A 25,772-nucleotide genomic window follows, 5' to 3' on the forward strand; every position below is an offset into this window, starting at 1 on the left:
TTACGGTGGTTGCGTGAAGCTCCTGTCGGTGAACATCGGCCACCCCATCCCCAGCCACTGGCGAACCGCGTCGCAGACCGGGATCGACAAGCGCCCGGTGAGCGAACCCGTCCAGGTCAGTGCACCAGGGCCAATGGGGGACGGGTCGGTGGGCCTGGCCGGGGATCGCGTCTTCGATGTCGATCACCACGGTGGAACGGACCAGGCGGTCTACGCCTACGCCCGCGAGGACCTGGACTTCTGGGAACCGCGGTTGGGGCGCAGCCTGCCCAACGGGGTTTTCGGTGAGAACCTGACCACCTCGGGAGTGGACGTCAACGAGGCTCTGATCGGCGAGCGCTGGCGAATTGGGGACGAGGTGGTCCTGGAGGTCACGCGCCCGCGGATCCCTTGTTCGACGTTTGCGGGCTGGCTGGACCGGAAGGGCTGGGCCAAGGAGTTCACCCAGGTGGCGTTGCCCGGCCCGTACTTCCGGGTGCTCACGCCGGGGGCGATCCGCGGCGGTGACGGGATCGAGGTGCTGAGCCGGCCGGATCACCAGGTGACGATTGCGCTCGCCTTCCGGGCGATGACGCTGGAGCCGGCCCTGCTGCCCGAGTTGCTGGTGGCGGATGCGCTGCCGGTGGCCGACATGAGCAAGATCCGGCGGCGCCTGAAGGTCTGACCTGCGAACGTCGCGCTGCTCTCGCAGGCATCCACCCGGCAAGATGTGGACACGCGCCCGAATTCGGCCCGTCTATGCCCGCCGTTCAGCTGAATGACACCAAATGGCGTCAGAATCCCTTCCGGCGGGGATCATCGGAAGAGGGCGGTATGCGCAGGTCACGCGGTGGGGCCCTGATCTCTCTGGGGGTGGCGGCCGCTCTCACGGCGGCCTGTTCGAGCCCGTTCGGCGGGGATTCGGCGGCCGGGGACGCTCTGCCTTCGGCGCAGACCACCGAGAGCGCGGAGGCTGGCTCGCCCCGGCTCGGTGATGCGTTCACCAAGCAGGACGTCGCGGCGATGTACCAGGCGGAGAAGGGCATGCGCCTGAAACTGCCGGTCGCTCTGCCCGAGGGCTACGAGTTCGTCGGCTTCCTGCCGCCGGACCGGCAGGGCAAGCAGATCATCGCCCGCAATGCCTGGTTCCGCCTGGGCCACGAGAACGTCACGGTGTGCTCCGAGCTGGTCCGGTTCGGGGCCGGGATCTGCCCGGAGACCAACATCGACGTGCGCAAGCGCGAGCGCGGCCAGTTGCAGCAGGTCTCGGTCGAGGTGCCGGTGCTGATCGACACCGAGGCCTGGGGTGAAGTGGAGTACTCGGCCGACCCGGACGACTGGGAATGGATGCCCTGACTTCGTCGGGCTTCGGGTGCTTTGGGCCCGGCGCCGGTTGCCTGATCCGCTGCTGATGTGGCGCAATGGCCACCGCTGCCGGATCGAGTGCCTGGGGAACCCGTTGTGACGTCAGAGCCACCTGTCTGGGGCACGCCCGAGCCGGACCCTAAGTCGTCTCCTCCTGGTTCTCCCCCGGTTCCGCCGCAGTTCGAGCCGGGATCGCCCGAGGCATTGCGCCAGCAGGAGGCTCTGCGTCAGCAGTCTTATCCGCCGCCATACGGCCGTCCGCAAGGCTGGCACGGGCCTCCACAAGGTTGGCACGGGCCTGGGCGAGGTTGGCACGGGCCTCCTCGTTCGCCGCAGGGTCCCCGGCGGCGGCGTTCCAAGCTGCGCTGGATCCCGATCGCGATCGTGGCCGGGGTGATCTTCAGCAACGGGGTGGGCCCGTTCGGCGTCCTCCCGGGCATGCTCATCCCGATCCCGGGCTTCTCCTCCGACTGGTCGTTCGACGACTCCGATCCGGACGACAGCCAGATGTGCGAACTACTGCCCGAGGACACCGTCGCCGAAACCTTCGACGGTGACGTGGATTACGACGACGACTCGTTCGCCATCTCCGAGCGTCGCTGCAGCTGGCTGATCGAGGACTCGGACTTCTTCTCCGGCATCTCCACCCCGGGCCGGCTGTACGCCGACTACAAGGTGCTGGACAGCACCGGTCTGAGCAAGGACTCGGCCATCCAGACGATCGACGAGGACATCCGGCGCGGCGATGCGCAGGAGGTGGAGGGCGTGGGCGAGAAGGCCGCCTGGGAGACCGGCACGAAGACGCTGACCTTCGTCCACGACGAGCACCGGTACACGATCCAGCTGACGAACGGCGAGCGCACCCAGGACGAGCGCTCGGCCAAGGCCCAGGAGCTGGCCAAGGCGATCATTGCCAACCACGAGGCCGACGGGCCGCCCGAGGACTGAATTTCGGCAAGCGCCCTCCCCTCTTCAAGCCGCGCCTTACCATGCCAAAGGGCGACAAAGGGGGCGGGGGACCTTGCGTGCACTCAGAACCGAGGATCAAGTTCCGGCGAAGGTCGAGGAGGCTGCCCGCCGCCACGGCCTGGGCCGGCTGCTGCATGTGCGGCGCTTCATGCATCCCGTGGTGTGGGCCAGTGGCTATCTGTCGGCAGCGATCGTCGCGGCGATCGCGTATCGGATCCTGCGCCAGTTCGTAGACGGCTGGGAAGGCGAGATGTCGCGCCGGCTGGACACTGCGGTGCGGATCGCCGAGACCGGACTGGTGGCGTTCGGGGTTCTCCTGGTGCTGGTCGCGGTGCTGGCCCTGGCTCGGGGCAGACGCGCGTATTACCTGTGGGAGGGCGGTTTCGTGCTGCAGAACGGGCTGGTCCAGACCTACCCCTGGGCCGAGGTGGAGGCGCTGTTGCTGGTGCGGCATCACACCGGAGACCTCACCGGCGAGATCGACCGCTATCGGCTGGTGCCGCGCAAGGGCAGGCCGATCACCATTCCGGCGGACCCGTTCACCGAGGCTTTGGTCAAGGTCATGCTCGAGGCCGGCCGTCCGGTGGCTTAGCTTCTTCGGCTTCTTCGACCCGGCGGATCCGGATCGGGCCGCGGGCGGTAGCCGGGTCGACGGCTTGGCCGCCCTGGGTGATCTCGACGTCGCCGGTCTCGATGAGTCGGCGGGCGGCGGCGCGGACCGGTTCCATCAGCTCACGCCATTCCTCACCGCCGAGGGCACGGGCCACTTCGGACGGGCAGATCGTGGCTCCCGCCTGACGTTCGGCGAGCAGGTCCAGGATGGTCTGCTCCAGGCGCTGGTCGTTCCGGCTCATCCAGCCACTCTTAAGCAGGGACGACCTGTCCGCTGGGGAGGACACGCTGCCGGGCGCCGGCGAAAGCGGCTGCGATCAGCCCGGCCGCTGCCAGGATCAGGGCCAGCCCGCCGATCGCCGACGGCACGTCCGAGGTCAGGGCGTAGGCGCCGGTGGCGGTGGTGACGGCGCCGCAAACTCCATACGCAACAGCCGCATACGCTGAAGCAGCTCTACCTTGGCGACCTGCGCGGAGCCCGTGGGTAACGGTGGCCAGGCCCAGGCTGTAGGCCGGTCCTTGGCCCAGGCCGCAGACCACCGCGCCGACGAGCAGCCAGCCGATCGCCCCGGCCTCCAACGCCGCCGCGATCATCACCAGGCCGGTCACCAGCGGGATCGACAGCTGCCAGGCGCGCAGCCAGAGCAGGTAGCGGCGGCAGGCCAGCTGCGCCAGCCACGCCGTGGCCAGGAAGACCCCGCCCGGGAGAACGGCCTCCAGCAAGGAGATCTCCGGCAGGACCTCGCGCAGGGCGGCCGGGACCAGGGCCAGGACGACGCCGGCGGTGCTCCAGGCCATGGCGCCGAGAACCAGTCCGGCCCGGCGGTGCCTGCGCAGGTAGCCGGGCACTGTGCTGGGTTGCGCCTGCGGTTCGGTCGCCGTTGCGGAGCTACGCCGCGCGGCCAGCACCACGGCCGCGCCAACGCCCAGGGTGATCAGGAGGTGAGCGGCGAAGACGGTGAGCTGGGGCGCGGGCAGCACGGAGCCGAACAGCCCGCCGCCGACATTGCCCAGCAGAGAACCGATCACAGCGCCCGAGGCGACGGTGGTGCGGGCTCGTTCGCCCAGACCGGCCAGGGCCAGGGTGGCGGCCGATCCGGTGGCCAGGCCCACGCTCACTCCGGCAACCAGCCGGCCGGTCAGAAGGGTGGCGTAGGAGGTGGCGCCGAGCATCATCAGCAGATCGGAGACGGCGCACAGAGCCAGCGCGGCAACCAGCGTTCGGTGGGGTGAAGGCGGCCGGGAGCTGAGCATCACCGCCAGCAGAGTGATCACCAGGGCCAGCAGGTAGACGCTGAACATCACCGACTGGGCCAGCGGGGTGAGCCCGTAGTGCGCGGTGTAGAGCGGCACCAGCGGGTTGGGCAGGTTCACCCCGACCAGGACCACGCAGAACCCCGCGATCGCCAGTACCCCCGAGCCCCGACCTGGCACTTCTGCTGCTCCCTGCGCTGTGGTGGCGATGCGCAGGCCAGTGTCGGGAGCCCGGACGCAACGATCAAGACTTTGCCGCCGAAGTGGTCGATCTGTTCAACTGACCATGCCATCAACCGGTGCAATTGATCATCCCGACCATCCGGAGGACCTCGCGTGATCGACTCGATCGACCGGCGCATCCTGCGTCTTCTCGACCGTGTTCCGCGGGCCACCGTGCAGTACGTGGCCGAGCACCTGAGCATCGCCCGCGGCACCGCGCACTCGCACCTGAGCAAGCTGTTCGAGGGCCGGGACCTGGCGCCGGTCTCGGCCCGGCTGCACCCTTCCGCGGTCGGCCGGCCGTTGCGGGCGCTGGTGACCGCCGAGGTGGACCAGGCCAAGATCGAGGGGTTGTTCGAGGCGCTGGAGCAGATTCCGGAGGTGGTGGAGTGCACCGCCATCTCGGGCCAGAGCGACCTGTGGCTGGAGATCGTGGCCCGCGACGCCGACGACGTGTACCGGATCACCCAGCGGATCATGGAGTGCCGCGGGATCCGGCGCACGGCAACCAGTCTGGTCCTGCGGGAGATGATCCCGCGGCGCATGGCCCAGCTCCTGACCTAGGGGCTGACCCGGTTCCGGCCGCTGGACTTGGCGTTGTAGAGGTGCTGATCGGCCCGGGCGAGCAGGGTTTCGTAGGTGTCGCCCGGCGCCTGGGTGGCCAGTCCGGCGCTGAGGGTGATCTCCCGGCCGGGAATGACGTAGCTCCAGTCGTGCTGCTGAACGGTGCGGCGCAACTGCTCGACGATCTGGTGGGCCCGGTCGCGGTTGGGAGTGAGCAGCACCAGCAGGAACTCCTCACCGCCGAACCGGGCCGCGAACGAGCCGCCGTCGTCGCCCGGCAGCGCCGCCTCCAGCAGCCCGGCCACCGCCTCCAGCACCCGGTCACCGGCCTCGTGCGAGTAGTCGTCGTTCACCGACTTGAAGTGGTCCAGGTCGACCAGGGCCACGCTGAGCCGGCCCGGATGCCCGGCGGTGAGCAGTTCGGTCAGCCGCTCCTGCACGTAGAGCCGGTTGCGCAGGCCGGTCAGCGGATCCCGCCGGGCCTCCTCGCGGTAGCGGGCCGCCTCTTCCCGCGCAGCCTTGGTCTCGAACAGCGTCTGGCGGATCCGGGCCTGCGCCTCACGGGTGCGCGAGAGCAGCTCCCGGTCGGCGGCGTTGAACGCCTGCAACGTTTCATAAGCGCCGCGGTAGTCGCCCAGCGCGGCCAGGATCTCGGCCTGTTCCTTGAGGATCTCGTTCTTGACCCGGGCGTACCCCTCGGCCGAGCAGGCCTTCTGGGCCTGGTTCAGGGTGGCCTGCGCCTCCTGCGGCCGGCCCAGCGAACGCTGGGCGGCGGCCAGCGTGATCAGGTAGTACGGGCCGGCGTCGGCGGTCAGGAAGTCGACCGGCAGGGCCGCCTCGACCGCGCGCTGGGCGATCTCGACCGCCGTCTGCGGATCACCGGCCAGCAGGTTGATCCGGGCGATGGTGTCCAGGCCGGCCGCGTTCAGCGGGTATCCGTAGCGGGCGCTGAACTCCGACAGTTGCTGGGCCCCGGCCACCGCGTCGTCCACCCGGCCGTCCAGCAGCGCGCCGTAGGCCCGGTTGTTGATCACCATCAGGTGCACCGGCGGGTCCCCGACCGCCAGCTCCTCGGCGCGGGAGTACCACAGCAGCGAGTCCTCCAGGGCGCCGAGCTTGTTCAGCAGGTCGGCGGCCTTGTTCAGCACCCGGACCCGCAGCAGCCGGGGCACTTCGTCGGAGAAGGCGAGTACCGCGTCCATGATGTGCTGCAGGGCGGTGGGCTCGTCGCCCAGATCGTTGTAGACGAAGGCTTTCAGCAGCGAGGCCCGCACCCGGTTGCCGCCCGACAACGGCGTGGACCCGTCGCAGGCCTGCCGGATCAGAGTCACCGCGGCGGCGATCTCGCCCCGGCGCTGGCAGGCCTCGGCCCGGCAGAGCACGGCCCCGGCGACCACCTGGTGCGCGCCCAGCCGCTCGGCCCGGGCCTGCAGATCCTGGGCGCGCTCGCCGGCCAGGGCGGGCTCGGAGGTGACCAGCGCCAGCAGGGCGTCCAGTTCGGCCAGCAGCGGGGCGGGGTTGGCCGGACGGCTGCTCGGCTGATAGTTCGGGCGACTGCGGACCATCAGGGCGCCGGTGCTGCGGGAAGGCCGCACCTGTTTCATCCAGCGCCTCCGGATAACGCTTTGTCTGCATAGGAAGCTTTCGCAACGATTGCATAGTCTTGCAGCCCGAGCGGTGAAAGCGATAGGGATTCACCGATATGTTCTGCTCCGGCGCGTGTCCGTTCACTCACGCTGCGAACAAGGCGCTCTTGTCGTGTTCTTGAGGCCGATACAACGACTTTGAGCTTTTCGGGCCTGCACACCGTGACGATTCATTTCCGGACCGTCATCACAGCACCAATGTGGGCGACTCGACAGGCGATTTGCCCTCATACAGTTGCCCTTTGGTTATGGATGAGCAGAATGCCTGCACTAGGGTCGCGGACATGCCGCCGAAGTCTCGCCCGCTCAACTTCCTGGGTCTGCTCGGCGCCTTCGTGGTGACGAGTCTGGTGGCCGGGGTTCTCGCCGCCGGTCTGGCCATCCCCGCGATCGGCGCGACAGGTATGGCCGCCACCACCACGATCGACGCGTTCAACGAGTTACCCACCGAAATGGTGGACACCCCGATGCCGACCAACACCAAGGTGCTGGCCGCCGACGGCTCGCTGATCGCCACCTTCTACGACGAGAACCGCGTGCCGGTGAAGCTGGAGGACATCTCGCCGTTCATGCAGACCGCGATCGTGGCGATCGAGGACGAGCGGTTCTACGAGCACGGCGGGGTGGACCCGCAGGGCCTGCTGCGCGCGGTGATGGCCAACCAGGTCTCGGGTGAGGCCTCACAGGGTGCCTCCACGCTGACCCAGCAGCTGGTCAAGAACATGCTGAAGGCCGAGGCCTACCTGGCCGGGGACACCGAGGGGTTCGAGGCCGCGCAGGAGCGCACCAACTCGCGCAAGCTGCGGGAGATCCGGCTGGCCACCGCGCTGGAGAAGCGCAAGAACAAGCAGGAGATCCTCGAGGGCTACCTGAACATCTCCTGGTTCGGCGGGCAGATCAACGGGGTCGAGGCGGCCGCCCGGTACTACTTCAACACCTCGGCCAAGAAGCTGACGCTGCCCCAGGCCGCCATGCTGGCCGGGATGATCCAGTCGCCGCCGAGCTACAACATCTCCGACCCGGACCGGCACGAGGCCGCGATCGCCCGGCGCAACACGGTGCTGCGCAAGATGTTCGAGCAGAACATGATCGACGCCGAGACCCGCGACAAGGCGCTGAAGGCCAAGCTCGGGGCCGACATCCACCCGACCTACCAGGGCTGCGCCAACGCCGGCACCCGGGCCTACTTCTGCGACTACGTGTACAACGTGCTGACCAAGAGCCCGGACTTCAAGGCCCTCGGTGAGACCGCCGAGGAGCGCGCGATCGCGATCAAGCGCGGCGGCTACACGATCAAGACCACGCTCGACCCGAAGGTGCTCTCGGCCAGCTGGAAGGCCGTGAAGTCGGCGATCCCGCCGGACGACGACAGCCGGGTGGCCACCGCCGCGGTCACCGTCGAACCGGGCACCGGCAAGGTGCTCTCGATGACCCAGAACAAGTACTACAGCGTGGAGAAGGGCCGGCAGAACACCACGGTCAACTACTCCTCCGACTACGCCTACGGTGGCTCGTCCGGCTTCCTGACCGGCTCCACCTTCAAGCCGGTCGTGCTGGCCGCCTGGCTGAAGTCGGGCCGCAAGCTCAACGACACCATCGACGGCAGCCCGGGCAGCCTGCCGGTCAGCTCGTTCCGCGCCTGCGGGTCCAACCTGCGCAGCAGCGAGATCTGGAACTTCAGCAACGCCGGGGACGGCGGCGGCAAGGGCGGGATGACCGCCTGGGACGCCACCGCCAACTCGGTCAACGGCGCCTACGTGCGGATGGAGCAGAAGCTCGACCTGTGCCAGGTGGCCGAGATGGCCGAGGCGCTGGGTATGCACCGCGCCGCCCCGGTCAAGGTGAACGGCGAGAACACCCAGGAGATCCCGACCACGGTGCCCTCGCTGGTCCTCGGCGTGATCAACCAGTCCCCGCTGACCATGGCCAACGCCTACGCCACGTTCGCCTCGGGCGGTAAGTACTGCAAGCCGATCGCGGTGACCTCGATCAAGGACCGCAACGGCAAGGCGGTCAAGATCCCCAAGACCAGCTGCAAGCAGACCGTTCCGGCCGACGTGGCGCACGCCGCCACCCTGGGCCTGAGCCGGGCGCTGACCAACGGCACCGCCTCCGGCACCGGCCCGCTCTCCAGCGGCCAGCCCGCCTCGGGCAAGACCGGTACCACGAACAACTCGCAGGACACCTGGTTCGTCGGCTACACCCCGCAGCTGTCCACCTCGGTCTGGGTGGGCCCGGAACTGGTGGACGGCAAGCGCAAGTACATGCAGGGCGTGCGGATCAACGGCCAGTGGCGCTCGCACGTGTACGGCGGCACGATCGCGGCGCCGACCTGGAAGAAGATCATGGAGTCGGCGCTCAAGGGCAAGAAGGTCAAGGGCTTCCCCAGCGCGAACGGCTCGCTGATCGGCCAGAAGCCGGTGCCCAAGAAAGAGCCTAAGGACGATGACCGCGGCGGCCGCGGTAACGGCGCCCGCCCCGGTGGTGGGGGCAACAACGGCGGCGGTAACGGTGGTGGCGGCAACGGTGGTGGCGGCGGGGGCCGCTGACCGAACGGCACCGCCGGCCGGACCGCGCTCTGGACGGTCCGGCCGGCGGGCCTGAGGCTGGGTGGCCCGCCCCGGCGATGGTGGTGAACCGCCCGGTGTCACCACCACACCGGCTCACCCTCCACGGTTCGCCGCACCCAGCACGTCCATGGTGCGCGATCACCCGCCGGATCCCCGCACAAGCCATCATTTGCGGGGATCCGGCCGACTCGATCAACCCGGCCCGCACCGCCGCCAGGCCGGCCGGCTCAATCCGCCCTGCCGTTCAGACCGGCAGGAGCAGCCACCAGACCAGGCCCGCCAGTACCGTCACCAACAACCACGACACCGCCCGCTGCACCCGCCGGTTCTTGACCGCAGCGATCCGGCCCACTGCCTCGGCCGCCAGCCACGCCTCGTCCGTCAATGTCTGCGCTGTGGGACGCCCGAGGGGCCGTACCCGCCCACCCGCCCCGCAACCCCAGTGGTTGAACTCGGCATACGCCGCAACGATCGGGCGGAATGCCGAAAGGAGCGCGTAACTGGTCATACTCACCCCGAGCAGGACCACTGCGCTCGCGATCCACACCCGAACTGGAACCAGCCCGACCGGGCGGGGGCGCAGCACCGCGCTGTAACCCCCGGCCAGCAGGGCGATCACCGACAGATGCACCGTGAGCAACGTGCTCACCTTGGCGTCCAGCTGTTCGGTGATCCGCTGGAACGAAGCCAACGCGGCCAGCGGCGGGCCGGTTCCGTCGATCGGCTCGGCACCCGACTGAGCACCTGGCCGAACGGCTGACCCGACACTCGTTCCGGGGTCTGCACGTTCGGGCAGCGAAACTCCGCGGTCCGGACGAGATCGGCGAAAACCGTTGACCCAACCGATGACTGCCATGACCCCAGGGTTGCTCAGCCGTCCCCCGAGCCCGGCGTGTTCCATCGTTTGAGGGCAAGTGCGGCTTGTGTCCTCCCGGCGACAGGCGCATTCATCCGGTCGTGGTGCATGCACGCGGCCGCCCGGCGATCTAATCTGTCGGGAGAGTTCGTTTCGCCGCGAGAAGCACCAGACTTTCAGCCAGAGGGCGCCTGCTGCCATGTCGATGATGCTCGAGAACCTGATCACCACCTCCAGCCACGAATGGTCCCCGCGGAGCTTCCTGGCCAACCTGAACTCCTCGCAGCTCGAGACCTTCACCGGGGCAGGGCGGTTCCAGCAGTTCGGCAGCGGGGAGCTGCTGATCGAGGAGGGCGGGAGCGACACCTCGGTACACATCCTGCTGAACCCGGCGGTCAAGATCACCGCGGCGATGCCCGACGGAGGCGAGGCGCTGCTGGCGGTGCGGGTGGCCGGGGACATCGTCGGTGAGCTGGCGGCGCTGGACGGCCAGCCCCGGCTGGCCTCGGTACGTTCCTGCGCCCGAGGCGAACTGGACGTGCTCACCCTGCCCGGGCCGACGTTCCGGGAGTTGCTGGCCAAGGACGGCCCGGTGGCGTTGTGGCTGTCCAACTCGGTCTCGGCCAAGCTGCGGGCGGCCACCCGACGGCGGATCGACTACACCGGCTTCGACTCGCACGTGCGGCTGGCCCGGGTGCTGCTCGAGCTGGCCGAGGACCACGGATACCGGCCCCGCTCCAAGGAACTGGTGATCGGGGTGAACCTGACCCAGGTGGAGCTGGGCACGCTGGTCGGGGTCGCCGAGGCCACCGCCCAGCGGGGTCTGCGCCGGCTGCGCGAGGAGGGGCTGGTGCTGACCGACGGGCGCCGCCCGATCATCCGCGACCTGGAAGGCCTGCAACAGGTCGCCGGCCAGGTCTGAGCCCATCCAAGTCTGAGCCCATCCAGGTCTGAGCCGGTACGAGCCTGAGCTGGTAGATCCGAGCAAGCCCGATCCTGTCCGCGTCCGCAATCAGCAACCGAAACCGTCCGGAGGCCCTGTGACCACGCCGAGCGCTGCCCACTACTGGATCGTGGTGCTGGACATCGAGAACTTCAGCGCCCGCAGCAATCCGCTGCAGTTCCTGCTGCGCGAGGCCATGCACCGGCTGGTCCGGACCGCGGTGCGGGACACCTACTTCGAGTGGGACGAGCTGGGAGTGAAGGACGAGGGCGACGGGATGATCCTGTTCTTCCCCACCCAGGTGCAGCCGATCCGGATCGTCAGCGGATTCGTCGACCGGCTGCACGAGGGACTGATCGAGGCCCGCAGCATCTACAGCGCCGAGCACGAGATCCGGTTCCGGGTGGCGCTGCACCACGGCATGGCCACGGCGGACGAGAGCGGCTTCCCCGGGCAGGCCACCAACACGGCCTGCCGGCTGGTGGATGCCGAACTACTGCGGACCGTGCTGACCGCGGCCGCACCAACCCCGCTGGCGGTGATCGCCTCCGACGACTTCTACCGCACCGTGATCCGGCCCGGTGACCGTGCGGTCAAGCCCGACGAATGGGCCTGTGTGACGGTCGATCTGAAGAAGGCGCCGGGCACCCCGGCCTGGATCAACGTGCCGGGCCAGAGCACGCCGCCCGGGCTGGCGGGCAGCCCACCACCGGTGATCACGCTGCCCGCCGGGCCGGCCGAACCAGAACAATCAGCAATGGACGCTCGGGGCACCTTGCTGGCCGATGCGGGACGGGTGGCCCGGCAGTCGGGCGACGACGGGCTGCTCTACCCGCTGGAAATGCTCAGCGCCGAACTGAGTCGCCCGGACCCCAGCGATGCGCGGATCGTGCGCTCGCTGGCCCAGATCGCCAAGGCCTGGCCGGCACTCACCCAGGACCCCCGTCTCAACGCTGGTTTTGGTGGATTGTGCGACCTGACCACACTGAAAGACGCTGGAAAAACGGGACGACCCTAGTACTGCGGCAGGTGCGGCAACGCGCCCGCGTTGGAGATCAGGAGCCGCTCGGCCAGGCGCTTCATCGGGGCGGTGGCGGCAATCCGGTGGGCGGACTCCAGAACCCGCAGACCGGCCCGGGATTTGGGAAAGATGATGCGCGGGACGCCCGGCGGGAATGCCTGGACCTTCTCGGCGTAGGGCCGCATCACCCGCTCGTAGCCACCGAAAGCCTCGGCCAAGTAGCTGTTCCCGCAGCTTCGAGCGAGTTCACCGGCCAGTACGTACGCCCCGACCAGAGCCAGGGTCGTGCCCATACCCGAGGGCCCCGAAGCCCAGGCCGCATCGCCCAGCAGCACCACTCGTCCATTGGTGTAAGCCGGTAGCCGCACCTGGGTGAACCGCTCGAGGTAGAACTCCTCGGGCCGGGCCGCGAAGCCGTCCAGCACCCGCCCGGCCTCCCAGCCGACATCGGCGTAACGCTCTCGCAGCACGTGCATCTGGGCGTCGAAGGGCAAGGTCTCCAGGCCGATGGCCGGGGACATGAAGGCCAGGTTGGCGCGGATCGTGCCGTGCGAATCGGGGCGCAGGGAGACCATCCGGCTGCCGGTGGTGGTCATCCACTTCCACCAGTCGTCGTCCTGCGGCGTGCGCTCGATCGTGCCGTAGGCCACGTACTCGCCCAGATCCCGCCAGGCGACCTGCCCACCGAAAACCATTTCCCGGGTGGCCGAACGACGACCCTCGGCGATCACCAGCAAGTCGTAACGCTCCTGCGCACCGCCGGCCAGCGTCACGTCCACACCCTGCTCGTCCTGCTCCACAGCGGTGATGTGATCGCCGTAGCGGTGCGGGAGCTCGTCCTTGGTCAGCGACAGCAGCAGCTCGGCCAGATCACCCCGCAGAATCTCCAGCTCGGCGGTGGGACCGTCGTGGCCGGCCTGGGCCGGGTACTCGCTGTAGGGGCGGCCGGTGCTGTCCACGAAGCGGGTGCCCACTTCACCGGTGCGCGCCGCCAGCACCGCTTCGCGCAGGCCCATGGCATCGATCACCTCGTGCCCGGCGTCGCGGATGTCGATGTTCTGCCCCGCCGTACGTCGGCGCGATGCCCGTTCCAGCAGGGTCGGGGCGAATCCGGCCCGATGTAGAGCCCAGGCCGCCGCCGGGCCCGCGATGCTTCCTCCGGTCACCAGCACCTTCATGCGATCCACCTTCACTTCGCTCCGAAGAAAACTTCATGGTGAAGTTACCTCAATCGTGAAGCAATGCATCCGGTGAAGTAACTTGGTGGGCATGAGCGAGGAGTTGCGGCCGTTCCCGCCGGTCCTGCAACCCGGCCCCCGGCTGGACCTGCTGGAGGGGCTGCGCAGCTACGCAGCCGAATTCGCCGAACTGGCCCGGCACAGCGCCCGGCACCTGAACCTGCACACCACCGACGCCAACGCCCTGGTGGAGGTGCTGGTGGCCGAGCGCGGGGGCGAACCACTCTCCCCCGCCCGGCTGGCCGAACGGGTCGCGCTCACCTCCGGCGCCACCAACGCCCTGGTCAACCGCCTGGAGAAGGCCGGGTACGTGGTGCGCAGCCGGGAGCACACCGATCGCCGTCAGGTCAGCCTGCGCAGCACCGAGCTGGCCCGGACCCGGACCGAAGCCCTCTACACCCGTCCGTCGGTCCTGCTCGATCAGGCCCTGGACCGGATCGACCCGCGGACGATCATGGAAATGACCGCCGCGCTGCAGGTTCTGGCCGGCGCCCTGAACCGGATCAACCGGGAGCTGGGCACGCCCGAGTGGCAGGATGCACCCGAATCAGCGAAAAAGATGTTCTGATCAGTGTGGCTCCGACCGGCCGGCTGACCGGCACGGCCTCACCAGCGATCGAGAGATGGGCAGAATCATCGTCACCGACCAGCAGTCCGACCTGGTGGTGCTCCTGGACGAGAACGCCGCCCCGCTGGGCACGGCGGCCCGGCTGGCCGTGCACGACACCCAGACCCCGCTGCATCTGGCCTTCTCGTTCCATCTGCTGGACAGCCAGGGCCGCACGCTGCTGACCCGCCGGGCGCTGTCGAAGAAGACCTGGCCGGGGGTGTGGACCAACACCTGCTGCGGGCATCCGCGCCCGGACGAGGACATTGCCCAGGCAGTCTCGCGCCGGGTCGGTGAAGAGCTCGGGGTGAAGGTGGCGGCCGAGGCGCTGAGCGTGGTGCTGCCGGACTTCCGCTACCGCGCGGTGGATGCGGGCGGGATCGTCGAGAACGAGGTCTGCCCGGTGCACGCCGCGGTGCTCGACCCCGTTCCGGTGCCCGAGCCGGATCCGGCCGAGGTGGCCGAGTACGCCTGGGTGGCCTGGCCGGACGTGTACGAGGCGGTGCGCCGGACCCCGTTCGCCTTCAGTCCCTGGCTGGTGCTCCAGGCCCAGGCCATCGGCCCGGAACTGCACCTGTAGATCATGCCGGTCTCGCTGCACCTGCTGCTCGCCGACCACCTGGCGGCCCGGATCCAGGCCGGGCACTACCCGCCCGGGGCCCCGCTGCCGTCGCTGCCCGATCTGGAGCATGAGGGTTACCCGATCCGCACGGCCCGCGATGCGCTGCGCCGGCTGGTCCGGGAGGGCTGGGCCGAGCAACTCGCCGACGGTGGTTTCGTGGTGGCCGGGGAAGCCCCGGACACCGATTGGGACCAGGTGTACCAGCAGGTCGAGACGCTGCTGCAGGCCTGGCACGGAAAGCCCGCCGAGCCGGGGCAGCCAGGCACCGGAGGAGTAACACTGCGCGGGCCCATGCCTTAGACCGGCACCCGCAGTGCACTGCTAAGGATCTTGCCCCGGCCGGCCGATGCTCCTCCCCAAGGGGGGATGGTCGATGAACGCAGGGATGGCCGGCGCGCGCCGCGCGATGCTGGTCTGCCGGATCGGCGCGGAGCTGCTCGACGCCCCCGGCACCGATGCCTCGCACATCCGGGCCACCGGCTGGAACGCGATCCGGGACCTGGTCAACGAGACCCCCGGCCTGCTCGCCGTGCGCCTGGCCCTGACCGCCGACGGCTTCGGGCTCGGGCCCTGGCTGGGCCCCTTCACCGACCGCCCCTCGGCCATCGTCTTCCCCGACGGGACCAACCAGCTCGACGCCAACGTCCCCCTGGTCCACGACATCCTCGACCAGGCGGTGGGCACCTCCTGCATCTGGCACATGATCACCTACCCGCAGGTGGCGCCCGAGGTGACGATGGCGCTGGGGCACCCGGAGCAGCTCGACATGGAGGTGCTGCTGACCGCCCGCAGCATCCTGAACCAGGTGATGCTGGCCTACCGCACCAGCCTGGTGCACGACGAGGCCAGCCAGAACGCGGCCACCGACGACCTCACCCGGCTGGCCAGTCAGCAGGCGTTCACCGAGGTACTCGACGAGCACCTGGAACAGCCCGGCGCCGGTGAGGCCACCCTGCTGCTGATCGACCTGGACGACTTCACCGCGCTGAACGAGGCCTGCGGGCACGAGACCGGCGACGACGTGCTGCGCCGGGTGGCCGACATCCTGCGCGAGATCGTCCGGGGCAGCGACGTGGTGGCCCGCCTGGGCAGCGACGACTTCGCCGTGCTGCTGCTCGGCATCGACCAGGCCGCGGCCGAGCGGATCGCCGACCGGATCGTCTTCGCGGTCTCCACCCTCACCGTCGGCGACACCGCCGAGATCTCCACCGGGGCCTCGATCGGGGTGGTGTCTCTCGGTGCGGACGCCGACCTGCACTCACTGATGCTGCGGGCCGAGGTGGCGCTCAAGGTGGCCAAACGCCGCGGGCGAGGCCAGGTGCAGACCTGGCGGGCCGACATGACCCCGGTCACGCCCCCTGAGCCATAGAACACTCCTGAGTGCGACCCACGGCACGTCCACCACTTAACCCACCTCCTGGCCCACGGCATAGGCTCAGGTTCGACCAGTACCTGCTAGGGACGGAGAGCCAGCGTTGGCGGACGCTTCTACCATCATCTACACCCACACCGACGAGGCCCCGGCACTGGCAACGTACTCGCTGCTGCCGATCGTGCAGGCGTACGCCTCGACCGCGGGTGTCACCATCGAGACCCGGGACATCTCGCTCTCGGGCCGGATCATCGCCGCGTTCGCCGACCGGCTGCCCGCGGGGCAGCAGCTCGACGACGCGCTGGCCGAGCTCGGTGAGCTGGCCAAGCGCCCCGAGGCGAACATCGTCAAGCTGCCGAACATCTCCGCGTCGATCCCGCAGCTCAAGGCGGCCGTCGCCGAGCTGCGCGAGCAGGGCTTCGACCTGCCGGACTACCCGGACAGCCCCTCGACCGACGCCGAGCGCGACGCCCGCGCCCGCTACGACAAGGTCAAGGGCAGCGCCGTCAACCCGGTGCTGCGCGAGGGCAACTCCGACCGGCGCGCGCCGGCCTCGGTGAAGAACTACGCCCGCAAGCACCCGCACCGGATGGGTGCCTGGTCGGCCGACTCGAAGACCAACGTCGCCACGATGAGCGCCGGCGACTTCCGCACCAGCGAGAAGTCCGTGGTGATCGGCCAGGACGACACGCTGCGGATCGAGTTCGTGGGCACCGACGGGGTCACCGCGACGCTGCGCGAGTCGGTACCGGTGCTGGCCGGTGAGGTGATCGACGCCACCCGGCTGGACGTGGCCGCGCTGCGCCAGTTCCTGAGCGCCCAGATCGCCCGGGCCAAGGACGAGGGCGTGCTGTTCAGCCTGCACCTCAAGGCCACGATGATGAAGGTCTCCGACCCGATCGTCTTCGGTCACGCCGTGCGCGCGTTCTTCCCCAGGACCTTCCAGCAGTACGGCGACACCCTGGCCGCGGCCGGGCTGACCCCGAACGACGGGCTGGGCGCGATCCTGGCCGGTCTGTCCGCGCTGCCCGAGGGCGAGGCGATCAAGGCCTCCTTCGACGCCGAGCTCGCCGAGGGCCCGGCCCTGGCCATGGTCGACTCCGACCGCGGGATCACCAACCTGCACGTGCCCAGCGACGTCATCGTCGACGCCTCGATGCCGGCGATGATCCGCACCTCCGGCCACATGTGGGGCCCGGACGGCAACGAGGCCGACACCCTGGCGGTGCTGCCGGACAGCAGCTACTCCGGCGTGTACCAGACGGTCATCGACGACTGCCGGGCCAACGGCGCACTCGACCCGGCCACCATCGGCTCGGTGCCGAACGTGGGCCTGATGGCGCAGAAGGCCGAGGAGTACGGCAGCCACGACAAGACCTTCGAGATCGCCGAGGCCGGCACCGTGCGCGTGGTCTCGTCCGACGGCAGCGTGCTGCTGGAGCACGAGGTCTCCCCGGGTGACATCTGGCGGGCCTGCCAGACCAAGGACGTGCCGATCCGGGACTGGGTCAAGCTGGCCGTCCGACGGGCCCGGGCCACCGGCGACCCGGCCGTGTTCTGGCTGGACGCCGCCCGGGCGCACGACGCCAACCTGATCGCCAAGGTCGAGCAGTACCTGCCCGAGCACGACACCGACGGGCTGACCATCAAGATCATGTCCCCGGTGGAGGCCACGGCCTACTCGCTGGAGCGGATCCGCCGCGGCGAGGACACCATCTCGGTCACCGGCAACGTGCTGCGCGACTACCTCACCGACCTGTTCCCCATCCTCGAGCTGGGCACCAGCGCGAAGATGCTGTCGGTGGTGCCGCTGATCAACGGTGGCGGCCTGTTCGAGACCGGTGCGGGCGGCTCGGCCCCCAAGCACGTGCAGCAGGTGCTGCGCGAGAACCACCTGCGCTGGGACAGCCTGGGCGAGTTCCTGGCCCTGGCCGTCAGTTTCGAGCAGCTGGCGCAGTCCACCGGCAACGCCCGGGCCCAGGTCCTGGCCGACACGCTGGACCGGGCCACCGGCACGTTCCTGAACGAGAACAAGTCGCCCAGCCGTAAGGCCGGCGAGATCGACAACCGCGGCAGCCACTTCTACCTGGGCCTGTACTGGGCTCAGGAGCTGGCTCAGCAGACCGCGGACGCCGAGCTCGCCGGGCAGTTCACCGCGCTCGCCACCACCCTGGCCGAGCAGGAGGAGACCATCCTGGCCGAACTGCTGGCCGTGCAGGGTGCTCCGGCCGACATCGGTGGCTACTACCGGCCCGACCCGGCCAAGGCGGAAGCGGTCATGCGCCCGTCGGCCACGCTGAACAAGGCTTTGTCCTCGCTCGGCTGACCCTTCTGAGTGAAGCCCGTACCCCCGATCGGGGGTACGGGCTTTTCTTCGTCCCAGTTCGTCCCAGGAAGTTCTCGAAGAGCATCAAGCAACGGACGTCCGACGCGCCTTCGGTCAGTTGGCTCACCAATTCCGCCTGCCGGAATCCCTAGCGTTTCAGCGTTTTCGCCCTTTTCGACAACGCTGCCGGTCGAACACCTGTGCGAATTTGTGTGGCACCCTGAAGACGTGGAAGAGCAGAAGGACCCCAGCCCGCCGATGGAGCCACCCCGGCAGATCCACGCTCTTCGCAACGTGACCAAGGATCCGATCCCCTGGCCCGGCGGCCCTCGCCCCGAAGACCGCAAGCGCGCCCAGGCCCGGGTCCGGGCCCAGGCCGGCCAGCACTGCTGGGTCACCGACCCCAACGGCTCGGGAACCCCGCAGGCCGGACTCCTGCTCGACTGGAGGCGCGAGCGGGACGGCTGGTGGGGACGAGTCGTCCTCTGCTTCTCCAACGTCGAGGGCCTCACCGTCACCGACACCTGGCTGCCCGCCAAGCAACTGCACCAGACCCCGCCCTGATCGGCAGATTCCGACCCGATCGATCGCGAGGCCAAAGAACGTCCGACCTCGCTTCGCCTTCACCGCGCCGTCAGCGCTTGAGACCGCACCGGCCGGTCAGGGTGGCGGCCACTTCATCGCTACGGGCACCCCATCGCCACAGAGCTCCCGGAGCAAACAGGGCCTCCGCAAACGTGTACACATGGCACCAGATGACCCCGATGTACACATCGCAGGCTCGCCGCTGCCGGTGGGCGGGTCGGTGAGCCGGTCGGGAGATAGACGTCGCCGACCCGCCAACCGGATTGCGGCGGGGACGTTGAGGCGTTCGGGACATCAAGTGGCTACGGTGGGTGGTGGAACGTGTTCGTTGGGATGTTTTTCGGGTAGGCGAACAGCAAGAAACTGCAATGAAACGCAAGATTTGACTCTTCCGGGCAAGATAGGGGTTAACACCCCCTCCGGATCCGCTGATCCCGCGCTGCCGGAGGGGCCAGCATCTCCAGACGGGTGGGAGACCTGCATGGCCGACGAGAACTGGGCCGACGAGCCTCGGCTCAGCACTGCCGCCATCGCGGAAGAGGCCTGGTTCGTCATGGAATTCGCCGTGCTGGCCCTGGTCCTGGTCGCGGCCCTGATCGCGGCGGCCGGCTGGCTGGCCTATCGGCCGGTGCGGGGCGGGCGGCGGGCCTTTCATCTTCTGCCGCCGGCCGAGCGTGAGCTGGTGGTCAAGGCGCTGCTTTTCGTGGTGCACAACGGGGCGATCGAGAAGGGGCAGGCGGGCCGGGGATACGTCCGCAAGCCGGCTCGGGTGCTGGCCGATCTGCTGGCGCTGAACGTGCACACGGTGGACGAGGCGCTGCGCAAGCTGGTCGAGCACGGCTATCTGGGCGGGGTGACCGGGCGCTCGGCCTGGTCGCTGACCACGCACATCGAGACCACGCCGAAGGGGCGCAGTTTCCACCTCGAGCACTTCGGGGCCTCCGGCGGGGTGTTCGCGCTCGAGCCGCTGGGTCTGGTCATCCTCAGTAGCGAGTCTCCGCGGTTTCCGTCGCTTCCCCCGACGCCGGACATTCTCGTCCTGCCGCGCGCCGAGGACAGCGCCCAACCCCCGACGCAATAGCGCTTCACCTCCCGGCTTCGGCGTCCGAGGGCCAGTACGGTGGACGTCGGGGCAGCGGGGGCAAGAGCGGCGGGGGTCGTGGGACGGTTTGCACGCGTATCAGGTGTGGCGGGGGCCTTGGCCGGGCTCTGCCTGGTCGGCTCCACGCTCAGCGGGCACGCCGCACCGGCCGCTCCGAGCGACGTATCGCTCAGTGCCGGGCGCCTGTTCAAGGTGAACAGCGGCGGCATCAGTGTCTCCGGTACGCATGAACTGCGGCGCTCCGGAACAAACGTCTACAGCGTGAAGCACGGCCCTCATCCGGCGCTCACTCTGCCCGAGGCACCGACGGGGGCCCACCGGATCAAGCAGTCCGGACCTTATTCTCTGATCGGCGGAACGGTTTTCGTGGCCGCACCGAAGAACACCGTGCGCCTGGCGATGCGGACCGGTACCTCGAACACCGATCTGTTCGGCCCGCACGTGGTCTGGTCCACGAAAGACGGTCAGGTGCGCCAGCGCTACCTGGACCCGGACGGGCCGGCCAAGAAGATCCTGGCCAGGAGCGGGGCCGCGGGGCCGGTGGCGGTGTGGGGCCCGCGCTCGGCCTGGCTCGACACCGACGGCCGCATCCACATCCTCGGGAATCTCGGCTACGAGCGCAGAACCGTCCAGGCCGGACCTCGCGCCCGTGACCTGCGCCTGAACTACGCCACGCTCTCCTGGACCGCGAGCAACGGCAGCGTGCACGTGATGGATCTGGGAGAGGCCGAACCTCGCCGGCGCAAGCTCAGCCTGAGAAGCCCGTACGCGATCGAGGGCCGAGAAGTGGCCGGGGTGGACGCGAGCGGCCGGGTCCGGCGGCAGGAGTTGCCGAATCCCACCCGACGGCAGGCGCCCTGGGTGGTCTCGGCGCAGACTTCCACCCAACTCGAGGTGGGCCGGCCCTGGAAGCCGCGGTTCGACGTCTCCAAGCCGTTGAAGAACGTCACTCTGACCATTCTCGGCTCGGGTTCACCGGTGGCCGTACTGAAATCGAAGGCGCCGTTCGGCACCATCGGCGGGCTGCGCTGGGACGGCCGCGACTCCTCGGGCCGACTGGCCGAACCCAGTTGCTACACCTGGACACTCAAGGGCGAGGCCCGGGACGGCAGCGGTCCGGTGGTCGGCGATCTGGGCCCGAACCCGGCCGGTACCTTCAATCTGACGCCGGTGGGCGGATGGCCGGACGGCATCGGAATGGGCTGCTGGAGCGGGTACTGACGATCGGCCCAGCCGATCCTCCCCCGAATACGCCACAGACCTACCGGCCGGTCGTTCCTAGTCTGGCGCACTTGACGAGACGACGTGGATACCTGGTGGCGGCCGCTGCGACCGTGGCGGTGGCGCTGCCCGGCCTGACCAGCGCCACCGCGGCCGAGACCGGAACCCGCAACGAGATCACGGTTCTGGGTGCCGATTCCGGCCGGATCGCCGTGCTGCGGGGCGAATCGGTCATTCTGGCCGCGCGGATCGGCCGGCCGTTGACCGAGGCCGCGCAGGCCGACCTGAGAATCGGCTGGCGCGAGACCTACACGGATCTGACCGGCAAGTTCCTGCGCTGGACGGAAGAGCCCCGGCGCGGCGCCGGGGTGGTGCGGCATCGTCTCGACCTGAGCACCGGTAAGGAGCGGACCGGCCGGACCCGCGAAGAGCTGGTGGCCTGGACACCGCTGGGCTGGATCGGTTACCAGAACGACCGTCTGTTCGAGCATCTCAGGGGCGGGATCCGGCGGGAACTGCTGCAACTGCCTCCAACCAAGGACGTCGGTCTGCCGTACGTGGTCAGCGACGGCGAACGCACGCTGGTGTATCGCAACGGACGTCTGCTCCTGGTCACCGATGGTGGGCGCACCACCCAGATGCTGTACGACGCGCAGCAGGGACCGAAGCTGTTGTCCGGGATGGCGTTGACCCCGCACTCAGCGGTGTGGAGCCTGGCCCCCGCGCCCGACGGTTCGGCCGGGGGCAAGGTGCTCCGCCAGATCGGCACCACCGAAGAGCCCGTTGTGCTGGACTCCCCCGGCGAGCTGGCCGCCGCCACCGACGACAGCATCGTGGTCGTGGCTACCGGATCTTCGGCGTCGCCGACGGCCGCCGATCGGCACAGCGTGCACCGGTGGGACGGGACGTCGTGGAGCGAGGTGGACCTGCCCGGGCCGGCCGCCGCACCAGGCCGCGAAGAGACGACCACCGAGCCGATCAGTGGGCCGGTCACCGACGGGGAAACCTTCTACCTGAGCGTCGGAACCAAGATCTACAGCCTGTCCGAGGACAGCGTTCTGGAGCCGGTCACCCGCTGAGGCCTGTCAAGACCGCCTCGATCACCACCGGGTGCACACTGGGTGAACTGTGGATAAGCTCCCGCTTTAGCCATGAATCCGGCACGTGACCATCGTCACGCTCTCAGCCGGTTCACAGCTGCTCACCGAACTTCCGGGTATCTCCACCCAACGGCATCAGCCCAGGTCACAGGCTCGATAGCCCAGGCCTTAAGTGGCATTTCGTGCCGCCCGACACTGAGTCGGTGGCCAGGGCGCCCCGGTGGCCAGGTGCGTCACCAGTTCACCGATTTGGTGGCGCGAAAGGTGACTTATGCGGTCGACTAGTCTGCTGTCCCCCCTGATTGACGCGACCCGACCTGGTGGCTGACCTTGGCCGGCGGTGACGGCTGCGGAGGTGCGAGATGCTGAAGAAACGCGTGCTGGCGGTAATCGCGGCGCTGTCGGTGACCGCGCTGACGGCCTGCAGTTCGGCCGAGGCGCACAACGTGAGCAGCGTGGAGGCCACCGGGCCGGTGGCGGCGGCCGAGAAGCCGAACATCGTCTTCGTGCTCACCGACGACCTGGCCACCAACCTGGTCGAGTACATGCCGACGGTGAAGGCGATGCAGGAAGAGGGCGCATCGTTCGAGAACTACTACGTCAGCAACTCGCTGTGCTGCCCCTCCCGCTCCACCATCTTCACCGGCATGTACCCGCACAACACCGAGGTGATGACCAACACCGCGGCCACCGGCGGTGGCTACTACATGTTCAAGGGCCGCCAGCTCGATCAGAACACCTTCGCCACCGACCTGCAGAAGGTCGGGTACCGCACGGCGATGATGGGCAAGTACATGAACGAGTACCAGGCCGGTACCCCGAAGAACCCGGGCACGAACAACCCGGTGGGCTGGGACGAGTGGGCGCTGGCCGGCAGCGGGTACGCCGGGTTCAACTACCAGCTGAACCAGAACGGCGAGGTCAAGCGCTACGGCGACGCCCCCGAGGACTACATGACCGACGTGATGTCGGCGCGTGGCCAGGACTTCATCAAGCGGGCGGCGGCCGACGGCCAGCCGTTCATGCTCGAGCTGGCGCCGTTCACCCCGCACAAGCCGTACATCCCGGCCCCGCGGCACGAGAACCTGTACAACGACCTGAAGGCCCCGCGCACCGCCTCGTACGGCAAGCAGAACAAGAACGCGCCGACCTGGCTGGCCTCGCAGAAGCTGACCAAGTCGCGGATCGCGAAGATGGACGAGCAGTACCGCCAGCGGGTGCGCACGGTGCTCTCGATCGACGAGATGGTCGCCGACATCCGGGCCCAGCTGCGAGCCAGCGGGGTGGAGGACAACACCTACATCGTGTTCAGCTCCGACAACGGCTACCACATGGGTGAGCACTCGCTGATCTCCGGGAAGATGACGGCGTTCCGCACCGACGTCCAGGTGCCGCTGATCGTGGTCGGCCCGGAGGTCCCGGCCGGCGCCAAGGTCGAGGACATGGCCTCCAACATCGACCTGCGCTCCACCTTCGGCGACCTGGCCGGAGCCGCCGTGCCCACCACGGTGGACGGCACCAGCCTGGCCCCGCTGTGGTCGGGCGGCTCGCTGGATCGCAAGTACGTCCTGGTCGAGCACAAGGGCATGGACGTGGACAAGATGGATCCGGACACCGGCATCTTCCGCAGCCCGATCCCGCCCGACTACGCGGCGATCCGCACCACCGAGTGGCTGTACATCAAGTACAACAACGGCCAGCGCGAGTACTACGACCTGCTCAAGGACCCGCTCGAGCTGAACAACATCGCCGGCCGGGTGTCGAAGACCCGGATCCGCCAGCTGGACACCAAGCTGCGCCAGATCCGGGAATGCTCCGGGCAGGACGACTGCGGCACCGCCCAGGCCTCAGGCGCGAAGACTCCTGCCCAGACGGCAACGCCCAGTGCCCCGGCTCCGGGCACAACCGCCGAGCCGACGGCCACGTCCCCGGTAGCGGCAGGTCTGCCCACCACAGAGTGATCCCGCGGTAAGCAGCACTTCCCTCAGGGGGTCCCGGACCGGGACCCCCTGACTCTTTGCCTCAGCCCCACGCCCCAGCACACTGGGTTCACCGAAGGAGGTGCGCGCCTTGCGGAGTTCTTGGCGGGCCACCGTTGCAGCCGGATTTCTGATCACCGCCCTGGTGGGCTGTGGCACCGCGCCGGCCACCCCGTCCATAAGCACCCCGCAGGACAGCGCAACCGCGGCCGCCCCCGGGAACGACCGCCCCGCGGACCCGGCGAACCAGCCCAACATCGTCTTCGTGCTCACCGACGACCTGTCGATGAACCTGCTCAAGCACCTGCCCGCGGTGGACACCCTGCGCGAGGACGGCACCACCTTCACGAACTACTTCGTCACCAACTCGCTGTGCTGCCCCTCCCGCACCACGATCATGACCGGCAAGTACTCGCACAACACCGGGATCTTCCGTAACCACGGGGCCACCGGCGGTTACCGAGCGTTCCGCAGCAAGCACCTGGACCAGGACACCTTCGCCACCGACCTGCAGCAGGCCGGGTACCGCACGGCGATGATGGGCAAGTTCCTGAACGAGTACGAGACCGGGACCACCGACACCCCGTCGCTGAACCAGCCCGCCGGCTGGGACGAGTGGGCACTGGGCGCGGACGCCTACAAGAACTACGACTACAACCTGAACCAGACCGGCGAGGTGGTGCACTACGGCAACCAGCCGGAGGACTACCTCACCGACGTGATCTCCGAGCGCGGCCGCGACTTCATCGAGCGCACCGCCGCCGCGAAGCAGCCCTTCCTGCTGGAGATCTCGACCTACACCCCCCACAAGCCCTACACCCCCGCCGAACGGCACAAGCACCTGTTCAAGGACGCGAAGGTGCCGCGGGTGAAGTCCTACGACGAGCAGAACACCAACGCGCCGAAATGGCTGGCCGGGCAGGAACTCACCGCCGCGCAGAAGAAGAAGATGGACCGCCAGTACCGCAAGCGTCTGCAGTCGGTCCAGTCGGTCAGCGACCTGATCGAGAACCTGCGCGGACAGCTGCGCAAGAGCGGGGTCGAGGACAACACCTACTTCGTGTTCGCCTCCGACAACGGCTACCACATGGGCGAGCACGCGATGGTCTCGGGCAAGATGACGGCGTTCAGCACCGACATCAATGTGCCGCTGGTCGTGGTCGGCCCGGACGTACCGGCCGGGGCCAAGGTCGACGAGATGGCCCAGAGCATCGATCTGCGGCCGACTTTCACCGACGTGGCCGGCACCCGCAGCCCGGACGCGGTCGACGGCACCAGCCTGGTGCCGCTGTGGCAGGGCGGTAGCAACGACCGGAACTTCGTGCTGGTCGAGCACCGCGGCCCGAACAACGACCCGAACGACCCGGACGTGGACACGTTCCGCAGCCCGAACCCGCCGAACTACGGGGCGCTTCGCGGCGACGACTGGCTGTACGTGGAGTACGTGACCGGCGAGAAGGAGTACTACGACCGGGCGAAGGACCCCTCGGAGCGCCACAACATCGCCGGAGAGCTCTCCAAGGCCGAGCTGAACGATCTGCACACGAAGCTGAAGACCGCCGAGGCCTGCAGCGGTTTCGTCGCCTGCCGGCTGGCCCAGGCGGCGAGCTAGGGCTTTT

General features: G+C 68.8%; 24 protein-coding genes. 19 read left to right on the forward strand and 5 right to left on the reverse strand.

Annotation, left to right across the window (positions count from 1 at the left end):
- The first annotated feature begins 13 nt into the window (after window positions 1–13).
- The 4 genes from LR394_RS20335 (at window position 14) to LR394_RS20350 (ending at window position 2,905) form a co-directional block, all read left to right on the forward strand.
- Complete coding sequence (locus tag LR394_RS20335; RefSeq protein WP_231444287.1) at window positions 14–664, forward strand: MOSC domain-containing protein; 651 nt, start codon at window positions 14–16, stop codon at window positions 662–664.
- Between the two features lie 149 nt (window positions 665–813).
- The gene (locus LR394_RS20340; protein ID WP_231444290.1) at window positions 814–1,335 is read left to right on the forward strand and encodes a hypothetical protein; all 522 of its coding nucleotides are present in this window, start codon (window positions 814–816) and stop codon (window positions 1,333–1,335) included.
- A 402-nt stretch (window positions 1,336–1,737) separates the two neighbouring features.
- Window positions 1,738–2,292, forward strand: a complete 555-nt coding sequence (locus LR394_RS20345; RefSeq protein ID WP_231444292.1) for a hypothetical protein — start codon at window positions 1,738–1,740, stop codon at window positions 2,290–2,292.
- Between the two features lie 73 nt (window positions 2,293–2,365).
- Window positions 2,366–2,905, forward strand: a complete 540-nt coding sequence (locus tag LR394_RS20350; protein WP_231444294.1) for a hypothetical protein — start codon at window positions 2,366–2,368, stop codon at window positions 2,903–2,905.
- On the opposite strand, the gene LR394_RS20355 is transcribed toward LR394_RS20350, so the two are convergent.
- Window positions 2,874–3,167, reverse strand: a complete 294-nt coding sequence (locus tag LR394_RS20355) for a DUF3253 domain-containing protein (protein ID WP_231444296.1) — start codon at window positions 3,165–3,167, stop codon at window positions 2,874–2,876. The genes LR394_RS20350 and LR394_RS20355 overlap by 32 nt on opposite strands.
- Window positions 3,168–3,177: 10 nt before the next feature.
- Window positions 3,178–4,359, reverse strand: a complete 1,182-nt coding sequence (locus LR394_RS20360; RefSeq protein ID WP_231444298.1) for an MFS transporter — start codon at window positions 4,357–4,359, stop codon at window positions 3,178–3,180.
- A 156-nt stretch (window positions 4,360–4,515) separates the two neighbouring features.
- On the opposite strand from LR394_RS20360, the gene LR394_RS43075 reads away from it, so the two are divergent.
- Window positions 4,516–4,965, forward strand: coding sequence for an Lrp/AsnC family transcriptional regulator (locus LR394_RS43075; RefSeq protein WP_231444300.1), 450 nt, complete (start codon window positions 4,516–4,518; stop codon window positions 4,963–4,965).
- On the opposite strand, the gene LR394_RS20370 is transcribed toward LR394_RS43075, so the two are convergent.
- Window positions 4,962–6,569 (reverse strand): GGDEF domain-containing protein, encoded by a 1,608-nt coding sequence (locus LR394_RS20370; RefSeq protein ID WP_231444302.1) that lies wholly within the window; start codon window positions 6,567–6,569, stop codon window positions 4,962–4,964. The genes LR394_RS43075 and LR394_RS20370 overlap by 4 nt on opposite strands.
- Window positions 6,570–6,895: 326 nt before the next feature.
- Here LR394_RS20370 and LR394_RS20375 point away from each other — a divergent pair, with 326 nt between their 5' ends.
- Window positions 6,896–9,160: a transglycosylase domain-containing protein gene (locus LR394_RS20375; protein WP_231444304.1), complete on the forward strand. Its 2,265-nt coding sequence runs from the start codon at window positions 6,896–6,898 to the stop codon at window positions 9,158–9,160.
- Between the two features lie 265 nt (window positions 9,161–9,425).
- On the opposite strand, the gene LR394_RS20380 is transcribed toward LR394_RS20375, so the two are convergent.
- Entirely contained in the window at window positions 9,426–10,037 is a 612-nt protein-coding gene (locus LR394_RS20380) for a hypothetical protein (RefSeq protein ID WP_231444306.1), read from the reverse strand.
- Window positions 10,038–10,245: 208 nt separating this feature from the next.
- On the opposite strand from LR394_RS20380, the gene LR394_RS20385 reads away from it, so the two are divergent.
- Both LR394_RS20385 and LR394_RS20390 read left to right on the forward strand, forming a co-directional pair.
- The gene (locus tag LR394_RS20385) at window positions 10,246–10,959 is read left to right on the forward strand and encodes a Crp/Fnr family transcriptional regulator (RefSeq protein WP_231444308.1); all 714 of its coding nucleotides are present in this window, start codon (window positions 10,246–10,248) and stop codon (window positions 10,957–10,959) included.
- 118 nt (window positions 10,960–11,077) lie between these two features.
- Window positions 11,078–11,998: a hypothetical protein gene (locus tag LR394_RS20390; protein ID WP_231444310.1), complete on the forward strand. Its 921-nt coding sequence runs from the start codon at window positions 11,078–11,080 to the stop codon at window positions 11,996–11,998.
- Here LR394_RS20390 and LR394_RS20395 read toward each other — a convergent pair.
- The gene (locus LR394_RS20395; protein WP_231444312.1) at window positions 11,995–13,179 is read right to left on the reverse strand and encodes an FAD-dependent monooxygenase; all 1,185 of its coding nucleotides are present in this window, start codon (window positions 13,177–13,179) and stop codon (window positions 11,995–11,997) included. The two genes, LR394_RS20390 and LR394_RS20395, sit on opposite strands and share 4 nt — an antisense overlap.
- A 91-nt stretch (window positions 13,180–13,270) precedes the next feature.
- Between LR394_RS20395 and LR394_RS20400 the strand changes: the two genes are divergently transcribed.
- The 11 genes from LR394_RS20400 (at window position 13,271) to LR394_RS20450 (ending at window position 25,765) form a co-directional block, all read left to right on the forward strand.
- Window positions 13,271–13,807, forward strand: a complete 537-nt coding sequence (locus LR394_RS20400; RefSeq protein ID WP_231444314.1) for a MarR family winged helix-turn-helix transcriptional regulator — start codon at window positions 13,271–13,273, stop codon at window positions 13,805–13,807.
- Window positions 13,808–13,862: 55 nt separating this feature from the next.
- Window positions 13,863–14,426, forward strand: a complete 564-nt coding sequence (gene idi, locus LR394_RS20405) for an isopentenyl-diphosphate Delta-isomerase (protein WP_231444316.1) — start codon at window positions 13,863–13,865, stop codon at window positions 14,424–14,426.
- A 3-nt stretch (window positions 14,427–14,429) separates the two neighbouring features.
- Window positions 14,430–14,768: a GntR family transcriptional regulator gene (locus tag LR394_RS20410; RefSeq protein WP_231444318.1), complete on the forward strand. Its 339-nt coding sequence runs from the start codon at window positions 14,430–14,432 to the stop codon at window positions 14,766–14,768.
- 73 nt (window positions 14,769–14,841) lie between these two features.
- On the forward strand, window positions 14,842–15,837 hold the full coding sequence (locus LR394_RS20415; RefSeq protein ID WP_231444320.1) for a GGDEF domain-containing protein: 996 nt from the start codon (window positions 14,842–14,844) through the stop codon (window positions 15,835–15,837).
- Window positions 15,838–15,943: 106 nt separating this feature from the next.
- Complete coding sequence (locus LR394_RS20420; RefSeq protein ID WP_231444322.1) at window positions 15,944–18,166, forward strand: NADP-dependent isocitrate dehydrogenase; 2,223 nt, start codon at window positions 15,944–15,946, stop codon at window positions 18,164–18,166.
- Window positions 18,167–18,394: 228 nt separating this feature from the next.
- Window positions 18,395–18,730 (forward strand): hypothetical protein, encoded by a 336-nt coding sequence (locus LR394_RS20425; RefSeq protein WP_231444324.1) that lies wholly within the window; start codon window positions 18,395–18,397, stop codon window positions 18,728–18,730.
- Between the two features lie 502 nt (window positions 18,731–19,232).
- Complete coding sequence (locus tag LR394_RS20430; RefSeq protein WP_231444326.1) at window positions 19,233–19,832, forward strand: hypothetical protein; 600 nt, start codon at window positions 19,233–19,235, stop codon at window positions 19,830–19,832.
- A 105-nt stretch (window positions 19,833–19,937) separates the two neighbouring features.
- The gene (locus tag LR394_RS20435; RefSeq protein ID WP_231444327.1) at window positions 19,938–21,074 is read left to right on the forward strand and encodes a hypothetical protein; all 1,137 of its coding nucleotides are present in this window, start codon (window positions 19,938–19,940) and stop codon (window positions 21,072–21,074) included.
- Window positions 21,075–21,145: 71 nt separating this feature from the next.
- On the forward strand, window positions 21,146–22,153 hold the full coding sequence (locus LR394_RS20440) for a hypothetical protein (RefSeq protein WP_231444329.1): 1,008 nt from the start codon (window positions 21,146–21,148) through the stop codon (window positions 22,151–22,153).
- 383 nt (window positions 22,154–22,536) lie between these two features.
- Window positions 22,537–24,135 carry a sulfatase family protein gene (locus LR394_RS20445; protein WP_231444331.1) on the forward strand — a complete coding sequence of 533 codons (1,599 nt, stop codon included), beginning with the start codon at window positions 22,537–22,539 and terminating at the stop codon, window positions 24,133–24,135.
- A 109-nt stretch (window positions 24,136–24,244) separates the two neighbouring features.
- Window positions 24,245–25,765 (forward strand): sulfatase family protein, encoded by a 1,521-nt coding sequence (locus tag LR394_RS20450; protein WP_231444333.1) that lies wholly within the window; start codon window positions 24,245–24,247, stop codon window positions 25,763–25,765.
- Window positions 25,766–25,772: the final 7 nt, after the last annotated feature.

Source organism: Kineosporia babensis (genome assembly GCF_021129305.1).
Taxonomy (GTDB): domain Bacteria; phylum Actinomycetota; class Actinomycetes; order Actinomycetales; family Kineosporiaceae; genus Kineosporia; species Kineosporia babensis.